Genomic DNA, 16,670 nt, shown 5'->3' on the forward strand with positions numbered 1-16,670 from the left:
TCGAAGAGGAGAACCACCATGACCACGAACCACCGCGCCCGTCGCTGGGCACTGTCCGGCGCCGGACTCACCCTGGCCCTCTCCCTCACCGCCTGCGGGGGGAACGTCGGCGGCGGGTCGGACTCCGAGGAGGAGTTCCCGGGCGGCGACCCGATCACGATGCTGGTCGGGCAGGACCCCGGCGGCAGCACCGACCTGATCGCCCGCGCGGCGGCCGACGGCCTCTCCGACGAGCTCGGCGTCCCGGTGACCGTGGAGAACCGGCCCGGCGCCAACGGTGCACTGGCCGCCCAGCAGCTGGCCGGCGAGGACCCGGACGGCCACACCCTCATGGTCTACAACGGCAGCCTGGCCTACATCACCCCGCTTGCGGTGGGCGAGGGCGAGGCCCCCGACATCGCCGACTTCGACATCGTCACGGGCCTCTCCCTGGACGACTACGTCCTGGTGACCGCGCCGGGCTCCGGCTTCAGCACGGTCGAGGACCTGGCCGCGGCCGGTCGCCCGATCACCTTCGGCACCACCGGGGTGGGCACCGGCAGCCAGCTGTCCCAGGAGCTGCTGTTCGCGCAGGCCGACATCGACGCCACCGCCGTCCCGTTCGACGGCGGTTCGCCCACGCTGACCGCCGTGCTCGGCGGGCAGGTGGACGTCGGCTCCGTCCAGCTCGGTGAGGCCATCGAGCAGATCGAATCCGGCGGCCTCACCCCGATCGTGACCTTCGCCGAGGAGCGTCCGAGCTACCTGCCCGACACCCCGACCGCGGTCGAGGCCGGCTACGACGTGCCGGTGCAGCAGTCGCGCGCCGTCTTCGCCCCCCAGGGTGTGCCGGACGACGTCATGCAGACGCTGCGCGACGGTTTCGAGGCCGCGTTCGAGACGGAGGCCTACCAGCAGCTCAACGAGGACAACCTGCTCACCCCCCTCGAGGTCGACGGTGAGGAGATCCGGGAGCGGTGGACCGAGAACCTGGACAACTACCGTGCCGTGGTCGAGGAGTACGGCATCGACCTCGGTGGAGATGCGTGACCCTCGGGTCCCCGATGGTCCGGGACGCGACCTGCGTCCCGATGACCCCGAGCAGGAGCGAGGAGAACTCGTGAGCTCTGCGCACGACGGGGCGCACACCCCGGGGAGCCCCGGCGGCCGCACGGCCGCCGGGGCCACCCCCCAGGGGAACGTGCCCCCCCACCCGACCGACACCGCCCCGGCGACCACCGACACCCCCTCGACGCTGCACGACCTCGAGGACCTCGCGCAGGAGGTCGAGGAGGAGGCCGAGCACCGCCCGCCACCGGCCGGCCCGGCCACGAACCTGGTGATCGCGGCACTCGTGGTCGCACTGGGGGCGGCCGCCACCGTCGGCGCCCTGGCGCTCGGCGCCGGCACCGCACGCACGCCGGGACCGGGCATCTGGCCCTTGATCCTCGGCGTGCTGCTGGTCGTACTGGGCGTGGGCCTGGCGGCCACCGCCCGCCGGACCACCGACACCGAGCAGTTCTCCAGGTCGTCCTGGCTGGTCCTCGCCGGGCTGGCCACGATGCTCGTCTTCGTCGCTGCCATCGGCACCATCGGCTTCGAGATCCCTGCCGTGCTGCTGGCCTTCGTCTGGCTCCGCTTCCTGGGCGGCGAGAGCTGGCGGACGTCCGCGATCGTCAGCATCGGCGTGGTGGTCGCCTTCTACCTCGTCTTCGTCGCGGCCCTCTCGGTCCCCATCCCGCACCTCTTCTGAGGAGAGTCCGTTGGACCTCGCCCCGGTGCTCGACGGCTTCGCCGTCGTCCTGGAACCGACCAATCTGCTCTACTGCCTGATCGGCGTCGTCGTCGGCATGCTGGTCGGCGTGCTGCCGGGCCTCGGCCCCGCCGCCACCATCGCGATCCTGCTGCCGATCACCATCGGCATCGAGCCGGTGACCGCGATCATCATGCTGGCCGGCATCTTCTACGGCGCCCAGTACGGCGGCACGATCACCTCCGTCCTGCTCAAGCTGCCCGGCGAGGCGTCGTCGGTGGTCACCGTCTTCGACGGCTACGCCATGGCCCGCCAGGGCAAGGCGGGGACCGCGCTCGGGATCGCGGCGATCGGCTCGTTCGCCGGCGGCACGATCTCGATCGTCGCCCTGTCCTTCCTCGCCCCCCTCGTGGCCAGCTTCGCGCTGGACTTCGGGCCGCCGGAGTACACCGCCCTGGCGCTGCTCGGCATCCTGCTGGTCGCCACCGTCAGCAGTGGCAGCCGGCTCAAGGCGGTCGTCGCGGCCTGCGTCGGCCTGCTGCTCGCCACGGTCGGCCGCGACGGCTTCACCGCCACCGAGCGGTTCACCTTCGGCAACCTGAACCTGGCCGACGGCCTGGACTTCGTGCCGATCGCGATGGGCCTCTTCGGTCTCGGCGAGATCCTCTACAACCTGGAGCAGCGGCACAACGCCACCCAGGCGCCGACCAAGGTCGCCAACGTCTGGCCCTCCCGCCAGGACCTGCGCCAGTCCTCGGGCGCGATCGGCCGCGGGTCGGTGATCGGCTTCTTCCTCGGCATCCTCCCCGGGGGTGGTGCGACCCTCTCCTCGCTCGCCGCCTACGCGGTGGAGAAGCGGCGCTCCAAGACGCCGGAACGCTTCGGCAAGGGGGCGGTCGAGGGCGTGGCCGGGCCCGAGACGGCGAACAACGCCGCCGCGACGTCGTCCTTCATCCCGCTGCTCACGCTGGGCATCCCCGCCAACGCGACCATGGCGGTGATCTTCGGCGCCCTGCTCGTGGTGGGGGTCACCCCCGGCCCGCAGCTGGTCACCGAGGAGCCGGAGCTGTTCTGGGGCGTCGTCAACTCGATGTACATCGGCAACATCCTGTTGCTGATCATGAGCATCCCGCTGGTCGGGCTGTTCGTGAAGATCCTCCGGGTGCGGCCGGCCATCCTGGCGCCGATCACCGTGCTCATCACGTTGATCGGCGTCTACACGGTCAACAACAGCGTCTTCGACATCGTGCTGGTCATCGTCTTCGGCGTGCTCGGCTACCTGATGAAGAAGGCCGGCTTCGACCCCGGCCCGCTGTTGCTGGCCTTCGTGCTGGGTGCTCTGCTGGAGGACGGCTTGCGTCGTTCGCTGCTGATCTTCGACGGCGACGCGACCGGCTTCTTCACCCGTCCCATCTCCGGCACCCTGCTCGTCGTGTTCCTGATCGTGGCGGTGTACCCCTTCGTGGCGAGCCTGCGGAGCCGCCGGCGGCAGGAGCCGGCCCAGGACACCTCCGACCCGAACACCAAGGAGCTCGTGTGACCGTCCTCGTCGGTTTCGTCCCCACGCCCGAGGGCGAGGCGGCCTTCACGGCCGGTCTCGCCGAGGCTCGCCGCCGGCAGGAGGGGCTGCTGGTGCTCAACACCCCGCGGGGTGGAGCACCGGTCAGCGCCGACGTCGCACCACCGGAGCTGGTCCGGTCGCTGACCTCCCGCGCCGAGGCCGACGGCGTCGCCCTGGAGCTGCGGCAGACCCCGCACACCGGCGACCTGGCCGACGAGCTGCTCCGGGTGGCCGAGTCCGTGGACGCCTCGGTGATCGTGATCGGCCTCCGCCGCCGCTCCCCCGTCGGCAAGTTGCTGATGGGCAGCAGCGCCCAGCGGATCCTGCTGGACGCCGACCGGCCGGTCCTCGCGGTCAAGCCGCACCCCACCGCCGGCTGACCCACCCGGGACAGCACGAGGCCCGCCAGGAGATCTCCTGGCGGGCCTCGTGCTGTGTGGGGCCGGTCTGTCAGGCGGCGGCCTGGAGCGCGCGCCGCACCTTCGGGCCACCGGTGGTCATCTTGTAGAGCTTGACGACCTGGGCCGGGGCGTTGGCCGGGGTGGTCTGGGCCAGCCAGCCGTTGGGCAGCGAGAGCCGGATGACCTTGTGCCAGGCCGACCCGACCTGCCGCGGCAGCGAGGCGGAGTGGTAGCGCAGCCCGTAGCGGGCGAAGAGGTCGCGGATCTGCGGGGCGATCTCGGCGTACCGGTTGCTCGGCAGGTCCGGGAACAGGTGGTGCTCGACCTGGTGGGACAGGTTCCCGGTCATGATGTGCATGGCCTTGCTGCCGGAGATGTTGGCCGAGCCGAGCATCTGCCGCAGGTACCACTCACCGCGGGTCTCCCCGTCGATCGACTTCTTCTCGAAGGTCTCCACGCCCTCCGGGAAGTGCCCGCACATGATCACCGAGTGCGACCACACGTTGCGCACCACGTTGGCGGTGAAGTTGGCCGCCAGGGTGGGCAGGAACGACGGACCCGACAGCGCCGGGTGGACGACGTAGTCCTTGGTCATCTGCTTGCCGATCTTCTTCAGCACCTGCTTGCCGCGGGCCCGGAAGCCCGGGTCGGCACGCCGCTCCTTGGTGGCCAGGTTCTTGCCCAGCTCCAGGTCGTAGGCGGCGATCCCGTACTCGAAGAAGCAGGCGTTGACGAAGTTCCACACCGGCTGGAGCAGGTACAGCGGCACCCACTTCTGGTCCTCGTCGACGCGCATGATGCCGTAGCCGAGGTCGTTGTCCTTGCCGATCACGTTCGTGTAGGTGTGGTGCAGCACGTTGTGCGAGTGCTTCCACTGCTCCGACGGACTGGCCATGTCCCACTCCCACGTCGTGGAGTGGATCTTCGGGTCACGCATCCAGTCCCACTGCCCGTGCAGGATGTTGTGCCCGATCTCCATGTTCTCCAGGATCTTGGCGACCGAGAGCCCGGCGGTGCCGAGGACCCAGGCCGGCGGGAACCTGGAGAACAGCAGCACGGCCCGGCTGGCCAGCTCCATCTTGCGCTGCACGTCGATGACCCGGCGGATGTAGGCCGCGTCGTCCTCGCCACGGCTGTCCACGACGGTCTTTCGGATGGCGTCGAGCTCGCGGCCGATGGCCTCGATGTCGGCCTCGGAGAGGTGGGCGATCGGGTTGTCGGACTTCTTCTGCAGGACGGTCATGTGCAGCTCCTCAGCTGGTGGGACAGCAGTTCTGGATCAGTGGTCGATGTCGCAGGCGTCAACGGCGGCGCTGACGCAGGTCTGGATCAGGACGCCGTCACCGGGGGCGGCGGTGGTCAGCTCCCCGTTGCGCAGGTCACGGACGGCGCCCTCGCGCAGCGGCAGCACGCAGCCGTAGCAGATGCCCATCCGGCAGCCGCTGGGCATGAGCAGCCCGGCCTCCTCGGCGGCGTCCAGGATCGGGGTCGCGCCGTCGACCTCGAGCGTGCGCTCGGACTTGGCGAAGGTGACGGTGCCGCCCTCGCCGGTGACCAGCACCCGGGGGCGGAAGCGCTCGGTGTACAGCCGGTCGGCGATGCCCTGGTCGGCCCAGTGCGCCTCCAGCGCCTCGAGCAGGCCGACCGGACCGCAGGCCCAGGTGGCCCGCTCGGCCAGGTCGGGCACCAGGTCGGCGATCGCCGGGGCGTCCAGGAAGCCGGCGTCCTGGGTGTGGTGCTCGACCAACCGGATCCGGCCGGCCCCCGCCAGCTCGCGCAGCTCGGCACCGAAGATGACGTCCTCGACGGTGGGCGCGGAGTGCACCAGGACGACGTCGCACCCGGCGTCCTCGCCCAGGTTCCGCAGGATGCCCATGACCGGAGTGATGCCGGAGCCCGCCGTCACGAACAGCGCCTTCGCCGGCCGCGCCTCGGGGAGGACGAACTCACCGGTCGCCTGGTCCAGCTGCACGATGGTGCCCGGCTGGGCGCGGTGCACCAGGTGGTTGCTGACCTTGCCGTCGGGGATGGCCTTCACGGTGATGGAGAAGCAGCCGTCGGCGCGGCCGAGCACCGAGGTGATCGAGTACGCGCGCCACAGCCGCACGCCGTCGATGTCGATGCCGATCCGGACGTACTGGCCGGGGGTGTGCGGGAGCCAGTCACGGCCCGGCCGGATCACGATGCTGGCGGCGTCCCGGGTCTCGTGGTGCACCGCCTCGATCCGGCCGCGCAGCGCGGCGCCGGAGCGCAGCGGGTCGACCAGGTCCAAGTAGTCGGCGGGCAGCAGCGGCGTGGTGACCAGCTCGGCCACCTTGAGCACCCGGTCACGCAGCGTGGTCAGCACAGGACGGGCCGGCGACGGACGCGGGACGGTGGCGGTCATGTACTGATCCTTACCCGCTCCGAGGGCGAACAACTGTGCCTCGGACGTGAATCGGGCGGTATCTTCTGTTCCCTGCGAACAACGAGAGGGTGAACACCACGAGCGACCAGGTCACGTTCCCGCCGCCGGTCGTCGCCGCGATGCAGGCCCAGCTCCCCGCCGTGGCCCAGCAGACGGTGGCCAGCATCGTCGTCGAGGTGCCCAGCTACGCCGACGCCTTCTCCGGGGAGATGGGCCGGGCGATCTCCAACGCCGTCCAGCTCGCCCTGGGCGGCTTCCTGGAGCTGGCCACCACCGCTGGGGGCGTCGACGCCAGCCGGCCGATCGGCCCGGCGCTGGAGGGCGCCTACTCCCTCGGCCGGGGCGAGGCGCGCAGCGGACGGTCGATGGACGCCCTGCTGGCCGCCTACCGGGTCGGCGCCCGGGTGTCCTGGCGGCACATGAGCGACACCGCGGTCGACGCCGGCCTCTCGGTGGGGTCGCTGGCCCGCTTCGCCGAGCTGGTGTTCGCCTACATCGACCAGCTGTCGGCCGCCAGCGTGGCCGGGCACACCGACGAGCTGGAGACCACCGGCCGGGTGCGCCGGCACCACCGCGAACGACTGGGCGCGCTGCTGCTGGCCGGGCGGCCGCTGCACGACCTCACCCCCGCGGCCGAGCGGGCCGGCTGGCTCCCGCCCCGGACGCTGACCGCCGTGCTGCTCCCCGAGGTGCGGGCCCGCGGCGCCGTCGCGCTGCTCGGCCAGCGCACGCTCCAGCTGGACGACGACATCCCGGGGCTGGACCCGGCCCTGGAGCTCAGCGTGCTCCTGGTGCCGGACGCCGGGGAGGGCGCCCGGGCCGCCCTGCTGCGCGCCCTCGATGGGCGGACGGCGGTGGTCGGCCCGGCCCGGCCGTGGTCCGCGGTCGCCGGCTCCTACGCCCGCGCGCTGCGCGCCCTGCGGCTCGGGCTGCACTCCACCGGCGCGGCGCCGCTGGACACCGAGCAGCGACTGCCGGAGCTGGTGCTGCGGGCCGACGAGGACGCCCTGGCCGACCTGCGGGCCGCGGCGCTCGCCCCGCTGGACGGGCTGACCCCGGCCACCCGGGAGAAGCTGGCCGCGACCCTCCGCTCCTGGCTGCTGCACCACGGCCGGCGCGACCAGGTCGCCGCCGAGCTGTTCGTGCACCCGCAGACCGTGCGGTACCGGATGGGGCAGCTGCGCGACCTGTACGGCGACCGCCTCGAGGACCCGCAGACGGTGCTCCAACTGACCATCGCGCTCGGCCCGCAGCCCCCCGCGTCCTGATCCTCCGCCGTCCCCGAGGATGGGGGCATGCGGATCGCGGTGGCCGGTGGCACCGGCCTGCTGGGTGCACTGGTGGTCGCGGAGCTGACGCGGCACGGCGACGACCCGGTCGTGCTCGCCCGCTCGCACGGGGTGGACCTGACCGACGGCACCGGCCTGGACAGCGCCCTGGACGGCGTCGAGGCGGTGGTCGACGTCGCGAACGTGACCACGACCAGCCGGCGCCGATCGGTGGCCTTCTTCACCGCGGCCACCACCCAGCTGCTCGCCGCGGCCGCCCGGGCCGGTGCCGGGCACGTGGTCACCGCGTCGATCGTCGGCGCCGACACCGTCGACTTCGGCTACTACCTGGGCAAGCGGCGGCAGGAGGAGCTGCTGGCCGCCGGTCCGGTGTCCTGGACGCTGCTGCGCGCCACCCAGTTCCACGAGTTCGCCGGCCAGCTGGTCGAGCGCTCCCCCCGCCCGTTCGTCGTCGTCCCCCGGATGGCCACCCGGCCGGTCGCCGCCGCCGAGGTCGCCGCCCACCTCGTGCGGCTCGCGCACGACGCCCCGCAGGGGGTCGCCCAGCCGATCGCCGGGCCGGAGGACCACGACATGGGCGACCTGGTCCGGCGGCTGCTGCGCGCCACCGGGCAGCGCCGGGTCGTCGTCCCGGTGCGGCTGCCCGGCCGGGCGGGCGCGGCGATGGCCGGTGGTGCGCTCGTCCCGGCCGAGCCGTACGTCCACGGCAGGCAGACGTACGCCGAGCACCTGGAGACGCTCGCGCACCGGAGCTGAGCCGGGGTCAGTCCTCCCCGTCGGCCACCTGGCGGGAGAGCTCGACGAGCTGCCGCAGGCAGTGCTCCCGCAGCGGCCCCGGGAAGCCGTCGGCCAGGCGGTAGAACACGACCCGCCCGTCCTTGCGGCTGGTGACGAAGCCGGCGGTGCGCAGCAGCCGCAGCGCGTAGCCGACCGCGTCCTCCGTCGCCTCCAGCGCCATCGCCAGGTCGCCCACGCACAGCTCCTCGACCACGTCGAGGGCGTAGAGCACCCGGGACCGGGTGGGGTCGGCCAGCAGGCTCAGCATCGCCGACAGGCTCGCGGCGTCCTCGCGGCTGGGCACCCGCGCCCTCGCCGCAGCCACACGCACGGGGTCGACCGGATGGGGATGGTCCGTCACGATCGGTGCGGTTACCCGCATGGGCGCACGGGTATGCGCGCCGTCGGTCAGCCACGGCCCGAGGACGACGCGGACGGAGGACGAACTGGTGTCGGCCTACCTGAGCCTCGCCGCGATGCTGGGCCTCGCCGTCGGCGGTGTGCTGCTGGCGTACCTGCTGCACCGGCGGACCGCGGTGGCGCCGGGCGCGGTCGCGAGCCTGCCGTTCCTCTCCGGCTGGCGGCCCGCCGAGCACGCACTGTCCCGGTTCGAGGCGCGGTACTACCCGATGACCCTGCTGTTCCTCGCCTTCGACGTGGAGATGCTCTACATGTACCCGTGGGCGACCGTGGTCGCCTCGATCGGGACCTCGGCGATCATCGAGATGTTCGTGCTCCTCGGGGTGCTGATGACCGGCGTGCTCTGGGCCTGGCGCGAGGGTGCGCTGCGGTGGACCTGAGCCGGCTGGCCGCCCGCCGCACCGCGGTGCTCGCCGTCGAGGTGCCCGGCTGGAGCCGCACCCGCTGCGCGCTCGAGGAGCACGTCCGGGACCGGGGCTGGCGGCTGGCCGGCTCCCCCGCCGACGCGGACCTGCTGGTCGTGTGCGGGCGCCCCGGGGCCCGGCTGACCGCCGCGGTCGACCACGTCTGGAGCCAGCTGCCCGGCCCCCGCGCCCGGACGGAGGTGACGACCGCCGCCGACGTCCCGGCCGTCCTGGACCGTGCCGCGGCCGAGCTCGCCGACGGCGCAGCCCAGCGCCGCGACGCCGCCGCCCGACCGGCCGACCCCGAACCCGGCACCACCGCCACGGGCGACGACGACATGGGCGACGACGACATGGGCGACATGGACATGGACGACGACGACATGGGCGACCACGACATGGGCGGCATGGACCACGGCGACATGGACATGCCGATGCCCGCCGGGATCGGCCTGGCCGGCGGCGGGGACGACGACCAGCTGACCGACCCCGACGCCCTCGACCTCGACGTGCTGCACGTGCCCCTCGGACCGGTGCTGCCGCACTGGCCGGCCGGCCTGCTGCTGCACACCACGCTGCAGGGCGAGCTGGTGGTCTCCGCCCGCGCGGAGGTCCTGCTGCCGGCGGAGGAGGCACCCACCGACGCGCCGGTGCACGGCACCCCGGCCGGCCGGTGGGACGCGGTGGCCACCCTGCTGGGCCTGGCCGGCTGGGACGACGCCGCCACCCGGGCCGCGCGGGTCCGCGACGCCCTGCTCGCCGGTGGGCAGCCACCCGAGGCCGAGCGGCTGGCCCACCGGATCATCCGGTCGCGGCTGCTCCGCTGGTCGCTGCGCGGTCTGGGCCGGCTCCCCGAGGGCGACGCGCACGACCGGCTGCGGCACTGGCTGGCGGGCACCGAGCAGCGCCGGTCCACCGAGCTGACCGCGGTGGCCGAGCTGGTCACCGGGCTGGACCTGGCCACCGCCCGCCTGGTGGTCGCCTCGCTCGACCTGGACACCGCCGACCGGGTGACCGTGCCGGCGGAGGCGGGCTCGTGACCGTCACCGAGGTCTCGGCCGGCTGGGTGCCGGTGGCGGCCGCGCTGCTGCTCGTCGTCGCGGCCGCCGCGGCGAGCCTGGACGGTGCGCTGGCCGCGCGGTCCGCCGGGCAGCCGCTGGGTGGGGGCCTGCTCACCCCGGTCGCGGAGACGGCGCGACTGTTCGGCCAGCGCCGCCGGACCACCGTGGCCGCGGACCTCCCGTTGCAGCGGATCGGCTGCGCCGGGCTGCTCACCGCGGCGCTGCTGATGGTCGCCGTCGTCCCGTTCGGCCGGTGGACCGTCGCCGACCTGACGGTGGGCATCGTCTGGTTCAACGCGATGGACGTGCTGGTGTGGGCGGCGGTCTGGCTGGCCGGCTGGGGCCCGAACAGCGCCCACGCCCTGGTCGGCGGGTACCGGTTCCTGGCCCAGGCGCTGTCCTACGAGCTGCCGCTGATGTTCGCGCTGACCGCGCCGGCGGTCGCCGCGGGCAGCCTCCGGCTCGGTGACGTGGTGGCCGCGCAGTCCGGACTGTGGTTCGTCGTCTGGATGCCGGTGGCGTTCGCGGTCTTCTGCGTCGCGGTCGCCGGCTTCTCCGTCTGGGGGCCGCTCGGCGCACCCGCCGGTGGGGTGTTCACCGAAGCGTCCGGGGTGGACCGCTGGCTGCTCTCGACCGGGCGGTACGCGCTGCTGACCGCCGGGTCCGCCTTCGGGGCCACCGCCTTCCTCGGCGGTGGGCACGGGCCGCTGTTGCCGGCCTGGCTGTGGCTGCTGGTCAAGACCGCCGGGCTGCTCGTGGTGCTCGTCGCGCTGCGGCGCCGGCTCCCGGTGGTCGCTCCGGAGCGGTTCGCGGGCCCCGCCTGGCTGGTCGCACTCCCGTTGGTGCTGCTGCAACTGCTGGTCGTGTCCGTCGTCGTCGTGGTCCAGGCCTGAGGAGGGTGGACGTGCTGACCGGGATCGTGTTCTGGGTGCTCGCCGTGATCGCGGTGGCCACCGGCGTCGCCGTCTTCCGGGTCGACTCGATGGCCCGGGCGACCTACGCGCTGGCCGCGTCCTTCATCGCCGTCGGCCTGGTGCTGCTGCTGGTCGACCTGGAGTTCCTCGGCGTCATCACCGTGCTGATGATGACCATGGAGATGGCCGTGATGGGCATCTACATGATCATGTTCATGGGGATGAACCCCGCGCTGATGCCGATGGACATGGTGCACGGCAAGCGCCCGGCGCTGGCGGTCGCGATCGGCACGTTCGTCGTGCTGGCCGCCGGGGCGCTGCTGATCCCGTGGCCCACCCGCCGCGGGGCGCCCGCCGCCGACCTGGTGACCTCGCTGGGCGAGGCGGTCATGGAGTCGAAGATGCTGGTGATGATGACCGTCTCGCCGGTCCTCTTCGCCACGATCGTCGCCGCGCTGGTGCTGGCGTTGCCGAAGGGCCGGTACGACCGGCTCGGCGACGACCTGCGCGGTACGGACCTGCGCGGGAAGGCCCCGCGATGACGCTGCAGACGATGTTGCTGGTGGCGGCCGCGCTGTTCAGCGTGGGCCTCTACGGCGCCATCTCCCAGCAGGTCGTGGTCATGGTGATGATGGGCCTGGAGCTGATGCTCAACGGCGTCATCCTCGCCGCCGCGGCCTTCTGGTGGTTCCTCTCCCCCACCCCGGACGGCCAGGTGCTGCTGCTCGTGGTGATCACCGCGATGACGGTGGAGATGGCGATGGGCTTCGCGGTGGCCACGCTGCTGCACCGGTCCCGGCAGTCGGACATGACCGACATGGCCACGGACCTGTCCCGGTGACCGGGCTGCTCTGGGCCTGCGCCGTGGTGCCCGCGGTCGTCGGCGCCGGGCTGTGTGTCACCGGACGGCGCGCGGACCGGGTCGCGCCGGCGGTCGGGATCGTCACGGCGGGCGTCGTCCTGGCGCTGTCGGTCGCGGTGGCGCTGGGCCGGCCCGCCACCTCGGCGCCCTTCCTGCCGGGCGCGGTGTTCGGGCTCGCGGTCGACGCCCTGGGGGCCGTCGTGCTGCCCGCGGTCGCCGCGGTCACCCTGCTGGTGCTGCTGTTCGCCGCCGCCGACGTCACCGGTGCCCGGGCCCGGTTCACGGGTCTGATGCTGCTGTTCGCCGCGGCCGTGGTGGTCACCGTCTGCGCCACCACGCTGCCGACGCTGCTGTTCGCCTGGGAGGTGATGGGCGCGACGTCGTACGCGCTGATCGGCTTCCGCTGGCAGGAGCGGCACCGGGTCGGCGCCGGGCTGACCGCCTTCCTCACCACCCGCACCGCCGACCTCGGGCTCTACCTGGCCGCCGGGGCGGCGCTGGCCGCGGGGGGGTCGGGCCTGGCGCTCACCGACCTGCCCGAGCTGCCGGCGCCGTGGCGGGACGTCGCCGCGGCCGGGCTGCTGGTCGCCGCGCTCGGCAAGGCCGCCCAGCTGCCGTTCACCGCCTGGCTCTCCGCGGCGATGCAGGGTCCCAGCCCAGTCAGCGCGCTGCTGCACTCCGCGGCCATGGTCGCGATGGGCGGCTACCTGCTGCTGCGGGTGGCGCCGCTGCTCGGCGCGACGAGCTGGGCCGGGCCGACGGCGGCCTGGGTGGGGGCGCTGACCGCGCTGCTGCTCGGCGCCGTGGCGCTCGCCCAGCGGGACCTCAAGCAGCTGCTCGCCGCCTCCACCGCGGCGCAGCTGGGGTTCGTGGTGCTGGGTGCCGGGGTCGCGGCGGTGGCCGGCGGCACCGCGCACCTGGTCGCTCACGCGGCCACCAAGGCGCTGCTGTTCCTGGCCGCCGGGGCGTGGCTGACCGCGCTGGGCACCAAGCAGCTGCCGGCGCTGCGCGGCGCCGCCCGGCGCTGGCCGCTGGTCGGGGTCTGCGCGGGGGTCGGGGCGCTGGCGCTGGCCGGGGTGGCGCCGCTGTCGCTGTGGGCGACCAAGGACGCCGTGCTGGCCGGGGCCCACGAGGAGTCCCTGGCGCTGTACCTGGTCGGGCTGGCCGCCGCGGCGCTGTCGGCGGGCTACGCCGGCAAGGTGCTGTGGCTGGTCTGGCAGCGGCTCCCCGCGGACGCCGACGCGCACTACGACACCGAGGAGGAGGGCACCCGTCGGGTGCGGGTGCTGCAGCAGGCGCCGCTGGTCGTGCTGGCCGTCGGCGCCGCCGTCCTCGGCCTGCTGGCCCTCCCCCCGGTCGCCGACACCCTGCGCCGTGCCCTCGGCTCTGGCAGCGCTCCCACCCCGGGCCTGGTGGAGCTGGCCGTCTCCGCGCTCGTCGCCGTGGTGGTGCTCCTGGTCGTGCGGATCCGGCCGCTGCAGCCGCTGCCCGGCTGGCTCGAGGGCTGGCTGGGGCTGGCCCGGGCGACCGACGTGGTCGTCGTCCGGCCGGTGCTGCGCACGGCCGAGGCGCTGGCCCGGTTCGACGACCGGGTGCTCGCCCGCGCGGTGACCGGCGCCGGCCGGGGAGCGCTGCGGACCGCACGCGCCGCGGCCCGGTTCGACGACGGGGTGCTCGACCGGGCGGTGGCCGGCTCGGCGACCGCCGGCGTGCGACTGGCCGACGCCACGGGCCGGGCCGACCTCGCCGGACCGGACGCCGCCGTGCGGTCGCTGGCCGCCGGCACCCGCTGGCTGGGGGGCTGGGCCCGGCGCACCCAGACCGGCCAGCTGCACCAGTACTACGTCTCGGCCGCCGTGGTGCTCGCCGCCGCGCTGGCCCTCCTCCTGGCAGTGAGGTAGCTCCGTGCTCAGTTCGATCATCTTCCTGCCCCTGGTGGCGGCAGCCGTGCTGGCCGTGCCCCGGGTGCCCGACCAGGTCGCCCGCTGGACCGGGATCGCGGTCACCGCCGCCGAGGTCGTGCTGGTCGGGGTGCTCATCGCCCGGTACGAGACGCCCGCCGACGGCGGTCTCGCCTTCGAGGAGCGCGCCCGCTGGATCCCGTCGGTCAACAGCAGCTGGCACGTCGGTGTCGACGGGCTCTCGGTGCCGCTGCTGGCGCTGACCGCGGTGGTGTTCTGCGCCTGCGCGGTCTACGGGCTGCGCGAGGACCGGCGCCCACGCCAGCACGCCGCCCTCTTCCTCGCGCTGCAGGCCACCTGCATGGGGCTGTTCGCCGCCCAGGACCTGATCGTCTTCTTCGTCTTCTTCGACCTGTCGATCGTCGGCATGTACGCCGCGATCGCCGGCTGGGGGCACGGCCGGGACGCCGGCCGCTCGGCGCTGCAGTTCTTCCTCTACACGTTCCTGGGCAGCCTGGCGCTGCTGCTGGGCTTCATCGGCCTCTACCTGGCCGCCGACCCGCACACCTTCGACATCCCCGAGCTGATCGCCGCCGCGCCGCTGCAGGACCACCCGGTCGCCGGCGGGTTCGTGCTCGCCGCGCTGCTGCTGGGGCTGGCGGTGAAGACGCCGACGATCCCGTTCCACACCTGGCTCCCCCCGGCGCACACCGACGCCTCGGCGATCGGCTCGGCCGTGCTGGCCGCGGTGCTGCTGAAGATGGGCACCTACGGCTTCGTCCGGATCGCCATGCCGGCGATGCCGGACGCCTGGCGCGGGGCGGCCTGGGTGGTGCTCGGGGTCGGGATCGCCTCGGTGCTCTACGGCGCGCTGGTCGCCCTGGCCCAGACCGACGTCAAGCGGATGATCGCCTACACCTCGATCAACCACATGGGCTACGTGGTGCTCGCGGTCGGTGCGGCGGGCCTGCTCGGCGGGGGGACGGCGGCCCGCGAGCTGGCCGTGACCGGCGCCGTCACCCAGATGGTCAGCCACGGCTTGATCACCGGGGCACTGTTCCTGCTGGCCGGGGTGCTGCACGACCGCACCGGCAGCTACGCGATGCGTGACTACGGCGGCCTGGCCCGCAGCGCACCGGTCTGGTCGGGCCTGTTCGCGGTCGGCGCGTTCGCCTCGCTGGGCATCCCGGCGTTCAGCGGGTTCATCGCCGAGTTCCAGGTGTTCGCCGGGAGCATCGGCACCACCGCGTGGGCGGCGATCGCGCTGCCCGGGATCCTGATCACCGCCGCGCTGTTCCTCCGCGCGCTGCAGCTGCTGGTCACCGGGCTGCCCGGCGGCCGGTCGATCGGCTTCACCGACGTCCGGGCGGTCGAGGCGCTGCCGGTCACCGGGCTGCTGCTGCTGTCCCTGGCGATCGGCGTCCTGCCCTGGCTGCTGCTGGACCTGATCACCCCGGCGTCCGCCGTCCTCGTCGACCTGGTGGGCAGGTGATGGAGCAGTCGCCGATGGTGATGGACCAGTCGCCGCTGGCGCTGCTCCCCGAGCTCTGCCTCCTCGCGGGTGCGGTGGCCACCCTGCTGGCCGGCTCCTTCCTCCCCCGGCAGCGGCAGTGGGTCGCCCGGCTGATCGCGGTCGCCGCCCTCCTCGCCGCCGCCGTCTCCGCCGCCCTCGCCTTTCCAAGCCGCCAAAATGGCCATTTTGGTGGTGGGGACGCGGAGACGGTGTTCGGGGCGTTCGTGCTGGACACCGCGACCGGGGTCACCCGGCTGGTGGTGGTCGCGGCGGTGCTGCTGGTGATCGGCCTGGGCGTTGACGAGCTGGCCGGGACGGCGCGGGAGAGCGAGACCTACACGCTGCTGCTGCTCGGCGGGCTGGGCGCGATCGTGCTGGCCGCCACCGACGACCTGCTGGTGCTCGCCGTCGGCTTCCTGCTGGCCAGCATCCCGGTGTACGCGCTGGTCGGGATGGTCCGCACTCCCGGCGCAGCCGAGGCCGCACTGAAGACGTACCTGCTCGGCGCGCTGTCCGGGATCCTGCTGCTGCTCGGCGCCACGGTGCTGTCCGGCATCGCCGGTGGCACCGCGTACGTCGACCTGGCCACCGGGCTGGCGGTGGCGCCCGCCGCCGCGGTGGCGGTCGGTGCGCTGGCCGTGCTGGCCGGGTTGCTGTTCGAGGCCGGCGGGGTGCCACTGCACCAGTGGGTGCCCGACGCGACCCAGGGCGCCGGCACCGCCGCGGCGGCGTTCCTCACCACCGTGCCGAAGATCGGCGCGCTGGTCGCCGCCGCGCGGCTGGTCGACGTGCTGCCGGGCTCGCTGCCCTGGCCGCTGCTGGTCGGGCTGCTCGCCGCCGCCACCATGACGCTGGCCAACCTGGCCGCACTCGCCCAGACCGACGCCCGCCGGCTGCTCGGCTGGTCGACGGTCAGCCAGGTCGGCTACCTGCTCATGCCGGTGGCCGTGGTGGCCGGCACCTCCGCCGCGGTGCCGGCGCTGCTGGTCTACCTGGCCGGCTACGCGGTCACCAACCTGACCGCCTTCGCCGTGCTCGCCGCCGTCCCCGGGGCCCGGTCGCTGACCGACTTCCGCGGCCTGGCCCGGCAGCGGCCGGGGCTGGCGGCCGCGCTGGTGATCAGCCTGCTGAGCCTGGTCGGCACCCCGCCGACGGCGGTCTTCCTGGGCAAGCTGACCGTCTTCACCGCCGCGTGGGACGGCGGCCTGGCCTGGCTGGTGGTGGTCGCCGCGCTGAACACCCTGGTCAGCCTCTTCTACTACCTGCGGTGGCTGGTCGAGGCGTTCCGGCCCGGCGAGCCCGCTCCCACCGCCGGCTGGGCGCACGCGGCGGCCGTGGCCGGGGCGCTGGGCGTGCTGGCGGTCGGGCTGGGTGCCGGCCTGGTGACCGCACTGGTCGGGGACGGCACCCTCGGCTGAACACGGGTCC

At 73.8% G+C, this 16,670-nt stretch carries 17 protein-coding genes; 14 read left to right on the forward strand and 3 right to left on the reverse strand.

The features are described 5' to 3' along the window. The first annotated feature begins 18 nt into the window (after window positions 1-18). From O2W53_RS12320 to O2W53_RS12335, 4 genes are all read left to right on the forward strand, one after another. On the forward strand, window positions 19-1,029 hold the full coding sequence (locus O2W53_RS12320; protein WP_164700616.1) for a Bug family tripartite tricarboxylate transporter substrate binding protein: 1,011 nt from the start codon (window positions 19-21) through the stop codon (window positions 1,027-1,029). Window positions 1,030-1,099: 70 nt separating this feature from the next. Next, window positions 1,100-1,732 carry a tripartite tricarboxylate transporter TctB family protein gene (locus O2W53_RS12325; RefSeq protein WP_269163329.1) on the forward strand — a complete coding sequence of 211 codons (633 nt, stop codon included), beginning with the start codon at window positions 1,100-1,102 and terminating at the stop codon, window positions 1,730-1,732. Window positions 1,733-1,742: 10 nt separating this feature from the next. Continuing rightward, entirely contained in the window at window positions 1,743-3,272 is a 1,530-nt protein-coding gene (locus tag O2W53_RS12330) for a tripartite tricarboxylate transporter permease (protein WP_269163330.1), read from the forward strand. After that, window positions 3,269-3,673 (forward strand): universal stress protein, encoded by a 405-nt coding sequence (locus O2W53_RS12335; RefSeq protein ID WP_269163331.1) that lies wholly within the window; start codon window positions 3,269-3,271, stop codon window positions 3,671-3,673. Before O2W53_RS12330 ends, O2W53_RS12335 begins: the two co-directional genes overlap by 4 nt. Window positions 3,674-3,743: 70 nt before the next feature. Here the strand turns inward: O2W53_RS12335 and O2W53_RS12340 are convergent, their stop codons facing one another. Both O2W53_RS12340 and O2W53_RS12345 read right to left on the reverse strand, forming a co-directional pair. Beyond that, window positions 3,744-4,937 carry a fatty acid desaturase family protein gene (locus O2W53_RS12340; RefSeq protein ID WP_269163332.1) on the reverse strand — a complete coding sequence of 398 codons (1,194 nt, stop codon included), beginning with the start codon at window positions 4,935-4,937 and terminating at the stop codon, window positions 3,744-3,746. 36 nt (window positions 4,938-4,973) lie between these two features. Next, window positions 4,974-6,080: a ferredoxin reductase gene (locus tag O2W53_RS12345; RefSeq protein WP_269163333.1), complete on the reverse strand. Its 1,107-nt coding sequence runs from the start codon at window positions 6,078-6,080 to the stop codon at window positions 4,974-4,976. Window positions 6,081-6,169: 89 nt separating this feature from the next. Between O2W53_RS12345 and O2W53_RS12350 the strand changes: the two genes are divergently transcribed. Together O2W53_RS12350 and O2W53_RS12355 are read left to right on the forward strand one after the other, a co-directional pair. After that, window positions 6,170-7,369, forward strand: a complete 1,200-nt coding sequence (locus tag O2W53_RS12350) for a PucR family transcriptional regulator (RefSeq protein WP_269163334.1) — start codon at window positions 6,170-6,172, stop codon at window positions 7,367-7,369. A 27-nt stretch (window positions 7,370-7,396) separates the two neighbouring features. After that, the gene (locus tag O2W53_RS12355) at window positions 7,397-8,146 is read left to right on the forward strand and encodes an SDR family oxidoreductase (RefSeq protein ID WP_269163335.1); all 750 of its coding nucleotides are present in this window, start codon (window positions 7,397-7,399) and stop codon (window positions 8,144-8,146) included. A 7-nt stretch (window positions 8,147-8,153) separates the two neighbouring features. Here O2W53_RS12355 and O2W53_RS12360 read toward each other — a convergent pair whose 3' ends face one another. After that, window positions 8,154-8,471, reverse strand: a complete 318-nt coding sequence (locus O2W53_RS12360) for an ArsR/SmtB family transcription factor (protein ID WP_269163336.1) — start codon at window positions 8,469-8,471, stop codon at window positions 8,154-8,156. A 145-nt stretch (window positions 8,472-8,616) separates the two neighbouring features. On the opposite strand from O2W53_RS12360, the gene O2W53_RS12365 reads away from it, so the two are divergent. From O2W53_RS12365 to O2W53_RS12400, 8 genes are read left to right on the forward strand one after another with little or no spacing between them, the layout of a single operon-like run. Continuing rightward, on the forward strand, window positions 8,617-8,967 hold the full coding sequence (locus O2W53_RS12365; protein ID WP_269163337.1) for an NADH-quinone oxidoreductase subunit A: 351 nt from the start codon (window positions 8,617-8,619) through the stop codon (window positions 8,965-8,967). Further along, the gene (locus O2W53_RS12370; protein WP_269163338.1) at window positions 8,958-10,031 is read left to right on the forward strand and encodes a hypothetical protein; all 1,074 of its coding nucleotides are present in this window, start codon (window positions 8,958-8,960) and stop codon (window positions 10,029-10,031) included. Before O2W53_RS12365 ends, O2W53_RS12370 begins: the two co-directional genes overlap by 10 nt. Next, window positions 10,028-10,945, forward strand: coding sequence for a complex I subunit 1 family protein (locus tag O2W53_RS12375; protein WP_269163339.1), 918 nt, complete (start codon window positions 10,028-10,030; stop codon window positions 10,943-10,945). The genes O2W53_RS12370 and O2W53_RS12375 overlap by 4 nt, the downstream gene beginning before the upstream one ends. Before the next feature lie 11 nt (window positions 10,946-10,956). Beyond that, the gene (locus O2W53_RS12380) at window positions 10,957-11,508 is read left to right on the forward strand and encodes an NADH-quinone oxidoreductase subunit J (RefSeq protein WP_269163340.1); all 552 of its coding nucleotides are present in this window, start codon (window positions 10,957-10,959) and stop codon (window positions 11,506-11,508) included. Beyond that, complete coding sequence (gene nuoK, locus O2W53_RS12385) at window positions 11,505-11,807, forward strand: NADH-quinone oxidoreductase subunit NuoK (protein ID WP_036334437.1); 303 nt, start codon at window positions 11,505-11,507, stop codon at window positions 11,805-11,807. Before O2W53_RS12380 ends, nuoK begins: the two co-directional genes overlap by 4 nt. Then, window positions 11,804-13,729, forward strand: a complete 1,926-nt coding sequence (locus O2W53_RS12390) for a proton-conducting transporter transmembrane domain-containing protein (RefSeq protein WP_269163341.1) — start codon at window positions 11,804-11,806, stop codon at window positions 13,727-13,729. Before nuoK ends, O2W53_RS12390 begins: the two co-directional genes overlap by 4 nt. Before the next feature lie 4 nt (window positions 13,730-13,733). Next, the gene (locus O2W53_RS12395) at window positions 13,734-15,221 is read left to right on the forward strand and encodes a complex I subunit 4 family protein (protein ID WP_269163342.1); all 1,488 of its coding nucleotides are present in this window, start codon (window positions 13,734-13,736) and stop codon (window positions 15,219-15,221) included. Next, window positions 15,221-16,660, forward strand: a complete 1,440-nt coding sequence (locus O2W53_RS12400) for an NADH-quinone oxidoreductase subunit N (RefSeq protein ID WP_269163343.1) — start codon at window positions 15,221-15,223, stop codon at window positions 16,658-16,660. Before O2W53_RS12395 ends, O2W53_RS12400 begins: the two co-directional genes overlap by 1 nt. Window positions 16,661-16,670 lie beyond the last annotated feature (10 nt).

Origin of the sequence: Modestobacter sp. VKM Ac-2978, assembly GCF_026968025.1 — a bacterium.
GTDB lineage: Bacteria > Actinomycetota > Actinomycetes > Mycobacteriales > Geodermatophilaceae > Modestobacter.